Genomic DNA, 13,702 nt, shown 5'->3' on the forward strand with positions numbered 1-13,702 from the left:
GTCTGTGGGCTCGGAGGTGGGGGAAGGGGTAGAAATAAGAGACAGGGTCCGCACCGCCCGCCCGACCTGGGTGAGGATGTCGAACGAGAAGCCGTCCCCGGGATGGCGCAGCGAGCCGTAACGGGCCGGGTCGATGGTGACGAGCCCCCGGCCGGCGAGCGACGCCCCCTCCGTCACCGGAACGAGCACCGGACCACCCACGACGCCGATCCGCTGGGCGGACACACCGACCCAGGCATGGCCCTGGCGGATGATCTCCTCCCGGAGCGCGCCCCATTCGACGTCGGCGTCCACGCCGCCACTCACGTTGAGCCATTCGACGACCACGCTCCCGCTGAAGTCCGCGGCCTTCGCCGGGCGGCGGACGAGCACCCTGGTCCGGTAGGGCGCCGGTGAGCCCGGGGCGAACTCCCAGCGGCCGTCAGCTCCGAGTGCACCGGCGGCCTGATAGGACGTCGCCGTTCCGGCCGCGGCGAACTCCTGCTGGACGTAGCCGGCGGCAGCCAGGTCCGTCGGGGAGCCCGCCGCCGTGAACGGGCCGTTGCCACCGGTCAGCTCGGTGGACAGGTCGGCCGCCGGCCCGGGGGGCGGCGCCGGCCGGGCCGGACGGTCCACGCCCGGAGAGGGCGTCGCGCCTTCGGGGCGGCCCGCGTTCGTCCCGCCGTCGGAGCAGGAGACGCCCAGCACCAGCGCGGCACCGACGAGCAGCGCCACCGCCAGCCGCCACCACGTGACCGGGTGCGGACGTGCCGTCGTGCCGAGCCGCTCCACCGGTCGGTACCTCCGTCCGCAGTGGCGGTACGGCGAGGGTCGCACCTGCTGCCGCCACCTGAGTGAGCGTTCGGAGAACGCCCGGGATGTGATGGTGCGGCAGCATAACGCCCCCCGCCGGCAGGCGGCGGGCCCAAAAGTGCTACCAGGGCGGGGAAGCGGGGCCGCGGCGGGGCCGTGGCAGGGCCCTCCACAGGGGCGCTGCGGTGCCCACGGGCCAGCTCACGGCCGGCTGCGGGTGGGGGGTGGCCCGGACTGCGGGCCACCCCCCACCGTGGGCCCCTCCGCCGCGGGGCCTCAGCCCTTCACGCAGAGGACGGCGTGCAGCTCGGCGGCGACATCCACCAGGTCGTCCTGGTAGGCGATGACGGCCTCGATGTCCTTGTAGGCGGCCGGGATCTCGTCGAGCACGCCGGGGTCCTTGCGGCACTCGACCCCGATGGTCTGGGCGGCCAGGTCGTCGGTGGTGAACTCCTTGCGGGCGCGGGTCCGGCTCATCCGCCGTCCCGCGCCGTGGGACGCGGAGTGGAACGACTCGGGGTTGCCCAGGCCGCGCACGATGTAGGAGCGGGTGCCCATCGAGCCCGGGATGATGCCGTACTCGCCGGCCCGGGCGGAGATGGCGCCCTTGCGGGTGACGAGGACGTCCGCGCCGTAGTGGTGCTCCTCGGCCACGTAGTTGTGGTGGCAGTTGACAGCGGCGAACGCCGCGTCGCCGGCGTGCGGCCCGTCCGCCGGTGGTGTGGGGACCCGCAGCCGGGGCAGCTGCGTCCGCAGCGCCTCGACGTACAGCCCGAGCATGGTCTCGCGGTTGTACCGGGCGTAGGCCTGGGCCCAGTCGAGGTCGCGCCGGTACGCGGCCATCTCCGGCGTGCCGGCGAGGAACACCGCCAGGTCACGGTCGGGCAGGCCGGCGTTGTGCGGCAGCTTCTTCGCCGCGGCGATGTGGGCCTCCGCCAGGGTCTTGCCCACGTTGCGCGAGCCGGAGTGCAGCATCAGCCAGACCGCGTCCGTCGTGTCCAGGCACAGCTCGACGAAGTGGTTGCCCGAGCCGAGGCTGCCCATCTGCGCCATCACCCGGTCCAGGCCGCCACTGCGCCCGCTGACCGACGGGTGCAGGTCGTCGAAGCCCGCCCACAGGTCGTCGTAGCCGCGGACCCGGCGGGAGATCTCCGCGTGCCCGCGGTACCCGACGGGGATGGCCGCCTCGACCGCGGCGCGCAGCGGGCCGAGGTCGTCGGGCAGGTCGGCCGCGGTCAGGCTGGTGCGCACGGCCGCCATCCCGCAGCCGATGTCGACGCCGACCGCGGCGGGGGAGACGGCGTCGCGCAGCGCGATCACCGAGCCGACCGTCGCCCCCTTCCCGAGGTGGACGTCCGGCATGACGGCGACGTGGTGGTGGACGTAGGGCAGGTCGGCGATGGTGCGGAGCTGGTCGAGGGCGGCGCTCTCGACCTCGTGCGGACGGGTCCACATCCAGATCGGCGCCGCGGCGCCGGACAGCTCGTCCACGGGGGACACGGTGAGGTCACTCCTTGCGGGTGGTGGGGGTGGATCGGGCCCGATCCGCCGGGGTCCGGCCTGATTCACGATGGCGGCTTCCTTCGCCGTTGGCCAACGAATTGTTGCGGGGTGCGACGGCGCCGGTGCGGTGCCGCCGCCGACGCAGCCGACCTGGGCGTCTGTCGGCAGCGATGCACCTGTCGCCGCCGCCTGCAAGACTGCTGCCCCAGCGATCTGCCGGCGTAGCAGTCCGATGCCCGGCGATCTGCTGCCCCGGAGATCTGCTCCGACCCGGGTGGCGCCGCACGGCGCGGGCCCGGGACGTCACGCCGACAGTGGGAGGAGCCCATCATGTCCGCTGCCCAGGAACGGGTCGCGATCGTCACGGGGGCCGCGCGTGGTCTCGGTGCCGCCACCGCGCGCCGGCTCGCGGCCGACGGGCTGGCCGTCGCCGCCCTCGACCTGGAGGAGAGCGCCTCGAAGGAGACGGTCGACGCGATCGTCGCGGCCGGGGGGAAGGCGATCGCCGTCGGCGTGAACGTCAGCGACTCCGACCAGGTCAGCGCCGCGGTCGCCCGGGTCGCCGCCGAGCTCGGGCCGCCCACCGTGCTGGTGAACAACGCCGGCATCACCCGCGACAACCTGCTGTTCAAGATGGCCGAGGCCGAGTGGGACCTGGTCATGGAGGTGCACCTGCGCGGCACCTTCCTGATGACCCGCGCGGTGCAGAAGTACATGGTGGACGCCGGTTTCGGCCGGGTGGTGAACCTGTCGAGCACCTCGGCGCTCGGCAACCGCGGGCAGGCCAACTACTCGGCGGCGAAGGCCGGCCTGCAGGGCTTCACCAAGACCGTGGCGATCGAGCTCGGGAAGTTCGGCGTCACCTGCAACGCGGTGGCGCCCGGCCTGATCGAGACCGAGATGACGCGGGCGACCGCCGAGCGCCTCGGCCGGCCGTGGGACGAGTACGCGGCCGCCCGCGCGACCGACATCCCGGTGGGCCGGGTCGGTGTTCCCGACGACATCGCCCACACCGTGTCGTTCCTGGTCAGCGAGGGCGCCGGCTTCGTCTCCGGCCAGGTCGTCTACGTGGCCGGCGGCCCGAAGGCCTGAGCGGCGGCGGGCCGGTACGGCCGGGTCAGGCCTTGCGCCCCAGGCCGCCGGCGACCAGCCGCTCGGTCAGCGTCATGGTCTCGGTCAGCGGCTCCTCCGGGCGCCACAGCGGGTTGTAGACCACGCCGGGCTCCTGGAGGTCGAACCCGTCGAAGAAGGCGGTGATCTCGTCCAGCGTGCGGAACCGGCCCCGCCCGAGATCGGCCAGCATGACCTTCTCCAGCTCCCTGGTCTCCTCGCCATGGGTCACGAAGTGGCTCAGGAAGAGGTAGCTGCCGGAGGCCAGGCGCTCCCGGTAGGCGGCGAGGATCCCCGCCGGGTCCTCGTCGTCCTCAATGTGGTGGACGACGGCGAAGAGCAGCAGCCCGACGGGCTCGTCAAAGTTGATCAGGGCCGTCAGATCGGGGTGATCCAGCACGCTGCCGGGCTCGCGGAAGTCCGCGGTCACCACGGTCGTGTGCTCGTTCTCGGCCAGCAGCGCCCGGCCGTGGGCGAGCACGATCGGGTCAGAGATTCGCTGCGCACGTAGGGTGGCATACCTGTCGGGCCGTGCGGGCGCGGGCCGAAAGGCGTCTGCGGGCGCGCCTCGGGTGCTCACCAAAGCGGGCATTGGCAAGCGTGCCTGCATCCGGCCCCCGTCAACGCTGACGGCACATCAAGGGCCGCACCGGGCTGTCACGGCCCGAAAGCCGGAGAGGAGCTAAGGCGCGATCGTAGGACGTCGACGAACGCCTTGGCGAGTGGTGATGCCCGCGGGACGCGGGGGCGTATGACGGCGATGGATCGTGTGACGGCGGGGTCGCCGATCGGCACGACAGACATGCGGGCGAAGGCGATCAGGGGTAGTACGGCGCGGGTGACGGCGGAGACTCCGAAGCCGGCGGCGACGAGGCCACCGGCGGTGGCGACGGAGGTGGTCTCGATCCAATGCGTGGGAGCCGCCCCAGCACGGGTGAACGCGTCGTCGGCGAGGCGGCGCAGGCTGGTGCCGGGTTCGATCGCGATGAAGGGGTGCTGCCCGAGCTGCCTCCAGGTGGTGCGGCCGGCGCTGTCCAATTCGTGGCCGGGCGGCACGATGGCGACCATCTCGTCGTCGCCGATCGCTTGGACGTGCAGGCCGTCCACAGCGCCGGGGTCCTCGGTGAGCGCGAGGTCGGCGCGGCCGTCCTGGACCTGCCTGAGTACCTGGGAGGCGTTGCCTTCGAGTACTCGGACGCGCGCCAGAGGCCGGTCGGCGGCGAAGGCGGCGGCGATGTCGGGGAGCACGGTCGCGGCGAGCGAGGGCAGCGCGGTGACCCGCAGGACTCCGGCGTGGCCGTGGAGGTAGGAGGCGAACCGTCCGAGGCCGTCGTCGAAGCCGCCGACGATGTCGCGAGCGAGGGCGATGAACTCGCGTCCCTCGGCCGTCGAGGTCAGTGAACGCGTCGTCCGGTCGAAGAGGCGGACTCCGACGATGCGTTCGACTTCCTGCACGGTCCTGCTGAGGGCGGGTTGGCTGAGGCGCATTCGATTCGCGGCCGCGGTGAAGGACCCGGTCTCCGCGACGACGAGCACCGATCGAAGCTGCGTGATGGTCAGATCCATGTGTGCGATGCATAAAAGCATACGTTTTTGGCCTTTGTGCCGCATACGTGGGCCAGGTCAGGATCGACCGCGGAGGTGGTGCCGTGCGGATGATCCGGATCGGAGCGGGCGCAGGGTTCGCCGACGACCGGATAGAGCCGGCCGTCGACCTCGCGGAGCGCGGGGACCTGGACTACCTGGTCTTCGAGTGCCTCGCGGAGCGCAGCATCGCGCTGGCACAACTGGAGCGACGCCGTGATCCCGACGCGGGCTGGAACGAGTGGCTCGACGAGCGGATGGACGCGGTCCTCGAACCGGCGGTGCGCCATGGTACGACGATCATCACGAACATGGGTGCCGCGAACCCGTTCGGCGCGGCGCGTCAGGTCGCGCAGCGTGCGGCTGCCCTGGGACTGCGCGGTCTGCGGATCGCGGCGATCATCGGTGACGACGTCCTCGACCTCGTGCAGGGAACGGATCTGTCCCTGCTGGAGCGGTCGGGGACGCTGTCGTCCCTCGACGGGATCATCTCGGCCAACGCCTATCTGGGGATGGACGGGATCCTGGACGCCCTCGCCGCGGACGTCGACGTGATCGTCGCTGGTCGTGTCGCCGATCCGTCGTTGTTCCTCGCTCCGCTCGTGCACGAGTTCGGCTGGGCACGCGACGACTGGGCGCGGCTGGGGGCCGGGACCGCGGTCGGTCACCTGTTGGAATGCGCCGGCCAGGTAACGGGCGGGTACTACGCGGATCCCGGTGTCAAGGATGTTCCCGACCTTGCCCGCCTCGGGTTCCCGTTCGCCGAGGTGTGTGCGGACGGCTCGTTTGTGGTCACAAAGCTGCCAGGCACCGGCGGGCGGGTGACGGTCTCGACGGTCACCGAGCAGCTTCTCTACGAGGTGCACGATCCCGCGCGATACATCACCCCGGACGTCGTCGCGGATTTCTCCGCTGTCGAGCTTGCGCAGGTGGGCGAGGACCGGGTTGCCGTGTCGGGCGCCTCGGGCACGGCCCGGCCGGCCACCCTGAAGGTCTCGGTCGGCTATGTCGACAGCTTCGTGGGCGAGGGGCAGATCTCCTACGCCGGTCCGAACGCGGTGGCGCGCGGGCGGCTCGCTCTGACGGTCGTACGGGAGCGGCTGGCTCGCGGCGGCGTCCCGGTGCTGGACGCACGGTACGAGCTGATCGGGGTCGACTCCATCCATCCTGGCGGGGGCGGCGACGTCCCCCCTGGGCCGGGTGAGGTGCGGGCGCGCGTCGCCGTGCGGACCCCCGACCTGGCAAGTGCCCGCCGTGTGGGCCACGAGGTCGCGGCGTTGTGGCTGAACGGACCTGCCGGAGGTGGTGGCGTCTACCGCGCCGTGACCGAGGACGTCACGATCGTTTCCGTGTTCCTGCCGCGCGACGACGTGCTTGTTCGCACCTTCCTGATGGGAGACGTCGAGTGAAGCTGTACGACCTCGCCCACGCCCGCGCCGGCGACAAGGGGAACATCTGCGACATCTCCTTGATCGCCTACAGACCGGCGGACTTCGACCATCTCCGCCGGCAGGTGACCGCCGAGCGGGTACGCGGGCATTTCGTCGGGATCACGTGTGGCGACGTCGTGCGCTACGAGCTACCCCGGCTGGCGGCGCTGAAGTTCGTCCTACGAGACACGCTGAGCGGCGGGGTCACGCGGTCACTCGCCCTCGACAGCCACGGCAAGAGCCTCAGCTTCTGGCTGCTCGAACTCGACCTGCCCGAGCCCGCTCGAGTGACGACGTGACCGACGCCGTCACCTTCGACGCTCCCCCAGCCCGCCTACGGCCAGTGCGGATCAACGTCGCCGACTTACCCGATCTCCCAACGGACCTGGAGTACTCACGTGACGACCGATCCGGCCCCAGCCCCCGTCGTCCATACCTGCGGCGGAGACCTTCGGGGCATACCGGCCGACGGAGGGGGCGCAGTCTTCGCCGGGATCCCCTTCGCCGCCCCCCCTCTCGGCGACCGGCGTTTCCGTCCGCCCCTGCCGCTGGAACCCTGGACCGGGGTACGGGACGCGACGGTCTTCCGGGGCGGCCCGGCGCAGCGCAACCTGACGCCCGCGGTCAGGGCGTCCGCTCCGGGCACGGGGGACGGCTCCGGAACCGATGGGTACCGGCGGGAGAAGGACGTCCGAACTCTCGACCCGAGGCTCGCGGCCATGGCAGCGGTGTCTCGCCACCTGGACGAGACGTCGTCCGAGGACTGCCTGTACCTGAACGTCTGGTCGCCGTCCCTCAGCAAGCGGCACCCGGTGCTGGTATGGATCTTCGGGGGCGGGTTCGAGTCCGGCACCGCGTCTCCGCCCGCGTTCGACGGGGCCGCGCTGTCGCGGCTGACCGGTGCCGTCGTCGTCGCCGCGAACTACCGCGTCGGCGCGCTGGGCTGGCTGCTGCCCACCGGGCCAGGCAGGGAACGCTGGGCCGACAGCGCCAACCTCGGGCTGCAGGACCAGGCGGCCACGCTGCGCTGGGTCCACGACAACATCGCCGGTTTCGGAGGCGACGTGGACAACGTCACCCTCGCGGGCGCGTCGGCGGGGGCATTCATAGTCGGCGCGCTCCTGGCACTGCCCGCCGCCGCGGGTACGTTCCACAAAGCCATCCTGCACAGCGGCAGCACCGGCCGGATCTACCCGTCCGACACCGCCGCCGCCATCGCGGACGACCTAATGGCGGTGGTCGGAGCCAAGGACATGGACGCGCTGGCTGGTGTCCCGCTCGACCACATACTCGACGCGCAACGCACGGTGATCGACCGTGAGATGGGCAGGCGCAACCTACCGGGCGGGCGCGCCTGGGGCCTGGTATTGGACGGCACCGTGCTCACCGAGCACCCCCTGCACGCCGTCGCCGCGGGCGCGGCGACCGGCATCCCCCTCCTGGTCGGCGCGAACCGAGACGAGTTCCGCGGCTTCGCCGCCATCGGCGGCCACACATACCAGCCGCCCCACAGCGAACAGGAACTGCTCGCCGAGATGGCAAGCGCGGGAATCCGCGAGCCCACCGCGCTGCTGGCGGTCTACCGCGCCCGCCTGGCGAACACTCCCACCGAACGTGCCCAGGACCGCTCCGAACTCGGCGACCTGCGCACGCTATTCCTGACCGACGCCGTCTACCGCATCCCCGCGATCCGACTCGCCCGCGCCCAGACCGAGGCCGGCGGCACCGCACACGCCTATCTGTTCGCCGGCGAACCGAACGGTCCGCGTGGCGGATCGCACCACGGCGCCGAGGCCATGTACCTGTTCGACAAACTCGCCGCAGCGGGCATCGACACCCCCGAACACCGCACCATCCGCGACAGCCTGACCTGCGCCTGGGCCGACTTCATCGCCGATGGCAACCCCGGCTGGCCAACCTACAACCCGTTCAGCACGGACAACGCACGCCAATTCGGCGACGCCAGAGCAACCGTCACCGAGCCGCCACTCGACACCAGCCCATTCTGGAACGACGGAGCCTGATAGGACCTATACATCCTGCGCGCCGATCACTTCGGCCAGTCTCCCGGCGCACACCACCCGGCACTCACCGGCGACCGGCTCACGGCGTAGCAGCGACTCGACGGCCACCGGGACCGGCCTGCTCCCGGCCCACGCCGTGGCGGCGCCGTCGTCGTCAGGGCGGGTCGTCGGCCGCAGCGCGGGAAGTGGGCAACCACGTGATCTCACCGAACCTCATGACCCGATGCGCATGGGTCCGCGCCGAGTAAGCGTGGTTCAGACCCTTATGAGGCGTGTGTACAACCCGGCTTGTAACGGTCGTTGTCGACGTAGACCACCCGGGCGTCGGGCGAGACCGCCTGCGCCATCTGATGGGTGTTGCTGGCCGTCGGCAGGCCGGACCCGAGGTCGATGAACTGGCGGACACCCTGCTCCGCCATGAACCGCACCCCGCGCCCGAGCAGCGCCCGGTTGTACAGGGCGGACTGCCGGCCCCGGGGGGCGAGCTGCATCAGGTGCTCGGCGACGGCACGGTCGACCGGGAAGTTGTCCTTGCCGCCGAGGATCGCGTCGTAGACGCGGGCGATGCTGGGCACGGTGATGTCGATGCCCTGCGGGTTCCAGGCGGCCGGCGGCTCCTTGACCGCGCGTGCCAGCGGATGCTGGGCCACCTCGTCCTGGCTCATGGGACTCCCGTCGTCGGTACTGTTATCGGGCTGTCGTCACTGTCGCCGCCGCGGCCCACCGGGGGCCCCGGCCCGACGCGGATCATCCTAGAACCATTGAATGATTCGCAGTGACACGGGCATCGTCGGCGGGTGGCCGGCGGTGGTCAGGGACGCGCGGAGGCGTCGACCACCGGGTTGCGGACAGAGCCGACCCGCTCGACCCAGACGTCGACGACATCGCCGGGGCCCAGGTAACGCGGCGGGGTGCGGATGTACCCGACCCCGGCCGGAGTGCCAGTGATCAGGAGGTCACCCGGGTTCAGGGTGACGGTGCGGCTCACGAAGGACAGGATCCGGCCCACGGAGAAGATCATGTCGCTGGTGTCGCCGTCCTGCACGACCTCGCCGTTGACCCGGGTGACCAGCCGCAGCCCCGCGCCCGGGTCGCCGACCTGGTCGGCCGTGACCACGGAGCCCATCGGGCCGCTGCGGTCGGCGTTCTTGCCCAGCGTCCACTGCGCGGAGGCACCCTGGGCCCGGCGGGCGCTCAGATCGTTGAACGCCGCGTAGCCGAACACGCCGCGCAGCGCGGTGTCCTCATCGACGTCGGTCAGCCTGGTGCCGACGACCGCGGCGAGCTCACCCTCCCAGTCCAGGCCGCGCTCCCCGGGCGGCACGGGGACCGGTGTCCCGTCGACGACCAGCGAGGCCGTCCACCGCCCGAAGATCGGCGGGCGTTTCGGCAGGTCGAGGCCGGTCTCCGCGGCGTGCGCATGGTAGTTGAGGCCCATGCCGAGTACCCGGGCGCCGGCCGGTACGGGTGGCGCGAGCGTCAGGTCGTCGAGGTCATGCTCGCTGTCGGCGGCGGTGGCGGCACGGGCGACCTCCGCCCAGCGGGGGAGGTCGGCGTAGAAGTCATCCACCTCCGCGATCCGGGCCACCCGCAGGCGGCTCGGGGTGCTGCCGTCCGCCCCGGCGCCCCCTGCCCCCTCCGCTGGGGGCCCGCCGTCCGCCGCCTGGTCACCGGCGGGGGCGAACACCCGGCCGACCACCACACGTCGACCGTCCCGCACACCCACGAACCGCATCCGCCCGCCCTCTCCACCGACCGCCGGCCACGACGCCGCGGCCCGATACCGGCGCCGCCGTGCTGCCCGGCCCGCCCCATCCCCAGTCTGCCGCCTCGCCGCCACCCGAGCGTGCCGGTCCGGGTGCCACCACGGCTCGGGCGTCAGGTCCGGCGCCACGGTGCGGGCGCCGAGGTGCTGGCGGGTTATCGCACGCCGGCGTTGCGCAGAAGCTCGCGTGCGATGACGATCTGCTGGATCTGGCTGGTGCCCTCGTAGATCCGGAAGAGGCGGGCGTCGCGGTAGAACCGTTCGACGGGTACACCGCGCATGTAGCCGGCGCCGCCGTGGATCTGCACCGCCCGGTCGGCGATGCGGCCGACGGCCTCGGAGGCGAAGTACTTCGCGCAGGACGGCCCGAGCCGGGTGTCGCTGCCGTCGTCGTAGTGGGCCGCGACCTCGGTGACCAGTGCCCGCGCGGCGTACAGGTCGGTCGCGGAGTCCGCGAGCAGGCCCTGGACGAGCTGGTGTGTCCCGATCACGCCGCCGCCCTGGACCCGGCTCGCCGCGTAGCTGACGGACTCGTCGAGGAGGCGCTGGGACAGACCGACGCAGAGCGCGGCGATGTGGACCCGGCCGTGCGCCAGGCACCGCATCGCGGTCGCGTAGCCGCGGCCCACGCCCTCCGCGCCGCCGATCACGGTCGAGGCCGGGACCCGCACGTCGTCGAGGTGGACGTCGGCGGTCCAGGCGCCGGCCTGGCCCATCTTGTGGTCCTTCGGGCCGACGGTCAGGCCGGGGAGGCCGCGCTCGACCATGAACGCGGTGATGCCGCGGGCGCCGGCGGCGTCGGGGTCCGTCCGCGCGAACACCATGAAGACGTCGGCGAGGGGCGCATTGGTGATGAACCGCTTCGAGCCGCTGATCACCCAGCCGTCGCCGTCACGGCGTGCGGCGGTCGTGAGACCGGACGGGTCGGAACCGGCGTTCTCCTCCGTGAGAGCGAACGAGGCGGTCCACTCGCCGGAGGCGATCGGCGGCAGGTAGGCCTTCTTCTGTTCCTCGGTCGCGCCCTCCAGCAGGACATGACCGGCGATGCCGTTGTTGGTGCCGAACATCGACCGGAAGGCCGGGGTGGTGTAACCCAGTTCGAAGACGAGCCGGACCTCGGCGCTCATGTCGAGGCCGAGACCCCCGTACTCCTCCGGAACGGCGAATCCGAACAGCCCCATCTCGGCGGCCTCGCGGCGCAGGTCGGCGGGAATCGCGTCGGTGTCGTCGATGGCGGCTTCCGCCGGGACGACCCGTTCACGGACGAAACGCCGCGTCGCGGCGATGATCTGACGCACCTCGTCATCGAGCACGGGATCTCCCATCGGGCCCGGGCCCGCACGGCCCGCTGGACATGAGGACCAAGCGTGCCGCGCAACCGGGTACGGGTCCATCGATCGCCGGCACCAGCGCGGACAGGCACATCCGGGTCGCGACCCGGCGGGACCTCTGATAGGCAGGGTGGTGAGAGCGCGACGTTCGTGACCAACACGTGGGCAGGACGGCCGACATGGATCTTTCAGGTATCGGGGTGTGGAGCCATCAGCTGCGGTACGGCGATCCGGCCGTGGCGGCCGACGCGGCCGCGGAACTGGAGGCACTCGGCTTCCAGGCACTGTGGATACCCGACACGGGCGGCCCCGTCCTCGACGTGGTCGGCGCGCTGCTGGCCGCGACGAGCCGGGTGACCATCGCCACCGGCATCCTGAACCTCTGGATGCACGACCCGGCGCAGATCGCCGCGCGTACCGCCGACCTGGCCGCCGACCACCCGAACCGCTTCCTGATGGGCATCGGGGTCAGCCACGCACCCATCGTCGACGCCGCCGAAGCCGGCCGGTACCGGCGGCCGCTCGCGGCGATGACAGCCTTCCTGGACGGGCTGGACAAGGCCGACCCTCCGGTCCCGGTGGGGGACAGGGTGCTGGCCGCCCTCGGCCCGAAGATGCTCGACCTGGCCGCGAACCGGTCCCGCGGGATCCATCCCTACCTTGTGACACCGGAGCACACCCGGCAGGCACGGGAGCGGCTGGGCGAGGGCCCGCTGATCCTGCCCGAACAGACGGTCATCCTCACCACCGACGCCGACGAGGCACGGGCGATCGGCCGGCCGTGGCTCGCCGGCTACCTGGAGCTGCCGAACTACCAGAACAGCATGCGTCGGCTCGGCTTCACCGAGGACGACATCACCGGGGTGAGCGACCGGCTGTTCGACGCCATGATCGCCTGGGGGGACGAGGCCGCGATCGGCCGGCGCGTCGAGGAACACCGGGCCGCCGGCGCCGACCACGTGTGCCTGCAGGTACTTCTGGCCGACCAGCGGGCCGTCCCGCGTGCGCAGTGGCGCCGCCTGGCCGCCGCCCTGCTCTGAGCGGCCCGCGCCGCGCTGCCGCGCCGCGCTGCCGGCCGCGTCAGGCGAGGGTGTCGGCGGCCCAGGCCGAGAGCGCGGGGGCCAGCAGCGGCCAGCGGACGAACAGGCTCCCGGCCGTCGCCATCTCCGCCTGCCGTTCCAGGTACTCGCGGTCGCCCCAGGGCGGCTCGACCAGCCGGGCGCCCGGCAGCAGCGCGGCGAGCGCCTCGGATGTCGCCCGCGGGTGGAACGGGTCGCTCGCCCCGCTGCGGAACACCACGGCCGGCACCCGGATCGACCGTGCGCCCTCGTCGGAGAGCCCGGGGACGACCTCGCCGGGCCGCGGGCTGAACGCGGCCATCCACCGCTGCACGGTGGCGAGGAACTCGTCGCGGTCCTGGGCCAGCAGCCGCTGGCGGTTCTGCGGGTTGCGCTCGAGCGAGGGCGCCCATTCCGGCAGCGCCGCCACCGCCGCCATGTCGCGCGTCCAGGCGGTCGTGACGGTGGCGGAGTAGTAGGCGTTCGCCAGGATCATCAGGCCCGGGGCACCGCCGCTGACCCACCACAGCGCCAGCCCGGCGGCGACCTCGGGGTGGTGCGCGGCGGTGAGCAGCGAGACATGGGAACCCACGGTCCCGCCGGCGAGCACGGCCGGCCCGAGGCCGAGGGCGGTGAGCAGGCCGGCGAGAGCGTCCGCCTGCATCCGCGGCTCGCTCGGCCCGGCGAAGTGCAGGTCGGACTCGCCGCTGTTCGGCCTGTCCCACAGCAGTACCTGGTTGCCGGGCCCGGCGATGGCCCGCGCCAGGTCCGCGACCCCCGCCGTGTCCCTGGTGAACCGGCCGCCGAGGGTCAGGACCCAGGTGCGTTCGCCCTCGCCGACGAGGTCGTAACCGATGCGCAGCCCGTTGACGTTCGCGTATGCCATCCGACGCACAGTATCGGCAGCAGCGGGCCGGCGGCACCTGGTACCCCGCCCGGACAGCCGTCCCGCGGCGGCGGGGAATCGCGGAACGGGGCGTCGCGGCCCGAACCAACGGCCGGGCATCCGGGCTTCGTCGCTCCCGCGGAAAAGGGATGGGACGGGGCCGTGCCCGCTATTCCTGCACCGTGATTTCCGCAGGTCCCGCCCGTACAGTGCCCGAGC

General features: G+C 72.3%; 13 protein-coding genes and 1 pseudogene. 5 read left to right on the top strand and 9 right to left on the bottom strand.

Features of this window, described 5'->3' with window-relative positions; genetic code table 11:
- Both AB1460_RS16810 and AB1460_RS16815 read right to left on the bottom strand, forming a co-directional pair.
- On the bottom strand, positions 1-771 hold a 771-nt coding region (locus AB1460_RS16810; protein WP_420497291.1), incomplete at its 3' end, for an alpha/beta hydrolase domain-containing protein.
- Between the two features lie 297 nt (positions 772-1,068).
- Complete coding sequence (locus tag AB1460_RS16815) at positions 1,069-2,292, bottom strand: RtcB family protein (protein WP_368962367.1); 1,224 nt, start codon at positions 2,290-2,292, stop codon at positions 1,069-1,071.
- Between the two features lie 333 nt (positions 2,293-2,625).
- On the opposite strand from AB1460_RS16815, the gene AB1460_RS16820 reads away from it, so the two are divergent.
- The gene (locus AB1460_RS16820) at positions 2,626-3,387 is read left to right on the top strand and encodes an SDR family oxidoreductase (RefSeq protein WP_368962368.1); all 762 of its coding nucleotides are present in this window, start codon (positions 2,626-2,628) and stop codon (positions 3,385-3,387) included.
- 25 nt (positions 3,388-3,412) lie between these two features.
- Here AB1460_RS16820 and AB1460_RS16825 read toward each other — a convergent pair whose 3' ends face one another.
- Together AB1460_RS16825 and AB1460_RS16830 are read right to left on the bottom strand one after the other, a co-directional pair.
- The gene (locus AB1460_RS16825) at positions 3,413-3,886 is read right to left on the bottom strand and encodes an SAM-dependent methyltransferase (RefSeq protein WP_368962370.1); all 474 of its coding nucleotides are present in this window, start codon (positions 3,884-3,886) and stop codon (positions 3,413-3,415) included.
- Between the two features lie 176 nt (positions 3,887-4,062).
- Positions 4,063-4,971 carry a LysR family transcriptional regulator gene (locus AB1460_RS16830; RefSeq protein ID WP_368962371.1) on the bottom strand — a complete coding sequence of 303 codons (909 nt, stop codon included), beginning with the start codon at positions 4,969-4,971 and terminating at the stop codon, positions 4,063-4,065.
- A gap of 89 nt (positions 4,972-5,060) precedes the next feature.
- Between AB1460_RS16830 and AB1460_RS16835 the strand changes: the two genes are divergently transcribed.
- From AB1460_RS16835 to AB1460_RS16845, 3 genes are all read left to right on the top strand, one after another.
- Positions 5,061-6,398 (top strand): acyclic terpene utilization AtuA family protein, encoded by a 1,338-nt coding sequence (locus AB1460_RS16835; protein WP_368962373.1) that lies wholly within the window; start codon positions 5,061-5,063, stop codon positions 6,396-6,398.
- Complete coding sequence (locus tag AB1460_RS16840) at positions 6,395-6,718, top strand: hypothetical protein (protein WP_368962374.1); 324 nt, start codon at positions 6,395-6,397, stop codon at positions 6,716-6,718. Before AB1460_RS16835 ends, AB1460_RS16840 begins: the two co-directional genes overlap by 4 nt.
- 99 nt (positions 6,719-6,817) lie before the next feature.
- Complete coding sequence (locus tag AB1460_RS16845; protein ID WP_368962376.1) at positions 6,818-8,443, top strand: carboxylesterase/lipase family protein; 1,626 nt, start codon at positions 6,818-6,820, stop codon at positions 8,441-8,443.
- A 6-nt stretch (positions 8,444-8,449) separates the two neighbouring features.
- Here the strand turns inward: AB1460_RS16845 and AB1460_RS16850 are convergent, their stop codons facing one another.
- The 4 genes and pseudogenes from AB1460_RS16850 to AB1460_RS16865 all read right to left on the bottom strand — a co-directional run bounded on the left by AB1460_RS16850 (position 8,450) and on the right by AB1460_RS16865 (position 11,533).
- Complete coding sequence (locus tag AB1460_RS16850; protein WP_368962377.1) at positions 8,450-8,650, bottom strand: hypothetical protein; 201 nt, start codon at positions 8,648-8,650, stop codon at positions 8,450-8,452.
- Positions 8,651-8,739: 89 nt separating this feature from the next.
- Positions 8,740-9,108: pseudogene (locus tag AB1460_RS16855) on the bottom strand (SAM-dependent methyltransferase); the annotation flags it as partial.
- Positions 9,109-9,254: 146 nt separating this feature from the next.
- Positions 9,255-10,178: a fumarylacetoacetate hydrolase family protein gene (locus AB1460_RS16860; RefSeq protein ID WP_368962378.1), complete on the bottom strand. Its 924-nt coding sequence runs from the start codon at positions 10,176-10,178 to the stop codon at positions 9,255-9,257.
- A 185-nt stretch (positions 10,179-10,363) separates the two neighbouring features.
- Positions 10,364-11,533 carry an acyl-CoA dehydrogenase family protein gene (locus AB1460_RS16865; RefSeq protein ID WP_420497292.1) on the bottom strand — a complete coding sequence of 390 codons (1,170 nt, stop codon included), beginning with the start codon at positions 11,531-11,533 and terminating at the stop codon, positions 10,364-10,366.
- Between the two features lie 185 nt (positions 11,534-11,718).
- Between AB1460_RS16865 and AB1460_RS16870 the strand changes: the two genes are divergently transcribed.
- On the top strand, positions 11,719-12,579 hold the full coding sequence (locus tag AB1460_RS16870) for an LLM class F420-dependent oxidoreductase (protein WP_368962381.1): 861 nt from the start codon (positions 11,719-11,721) through the stop codon (positions 12,577-12,579).
- A 40-nt stretch (positions 12,580-12,619) separates the two neighbouring features.
- On the opposite strand, the gene AB1460_RS16875 is transcribed toward AB1460_RS16870, so the two are convergent.
- Positions 12,620-13,483 (bottom strand): alpha/beta fold hydrolase, encoded by an 864-nt coding sequence (locus AB1460_RS16875; protein ID WP_368962383.1) that lies wholly within the window; start codon positions 13,481-13,483, stop codon positions 12,620-12,622.
- Between the last annotated feature and the right edge of the window lie 219 nt (positions 13,484-13,702).

The sequence above is a fragment of the Parafrankia sp. FMc2 genome (assembly GCF_041008525.1).
GTDB lineage: Bacteria > Actinomycetota > Actinomycetes > Frankiales > Frankiaceae > Parafrankia.

Bases quoted from the DNA above. Each gene is read 5' to 3' on its own strand.
- AB1460_RS16820 (WP_368962368.1), top strand. From the start codon at position 2,626: ATGTCCGCTGCCCAGGAACGGGTCGCGATCGTCACGGGGGCCGCGCGT.
- AB1460_RS16830 (WP_368962371.1), bottom strand. From the start codon at position 4,971: ATGGATCTGACCATCACGCAGCTTCGATCGGTGCTCGTCGTCGCGGAG.
- AB1460_RS16835 (WP_368962373.1), top strand. From the start codon at position 5,061: ATGATCCGGATCGGAGCGGGCGCAGGGTTCGCCGACGACCGGATAGAG.
- AB1460_RS16860 (WP_368962378.1), bottom strand. From the start codon at position 10,178: ATGCGGTTCGTGGGTGTGCGGGACGGTCGACGTGTGGTGGTCGGCCGG.
- AB1460_RS16865 (WP_420497292.1), bottom strand. From the start codon at position 11,533: ATGGGAGATCCCGTGCTCGATGACGAGGTGCGTCAGATCATCGCCGCG.
- AB1460_RS16870 (WP_368962381.1), top strand. From the start codon at position 11,719: ATGGATCTTTCAGGTATCGGGGTGTGGAGCCATCAGCTGCGGTACGGC.
- AB1460_RS16875 (WP_368962383.1), bottom strand. From the start codon at position 13,483: ATGGCATACGCGAACGTCAACGGGCTGCGCATCGGTTACGACCTCGTC.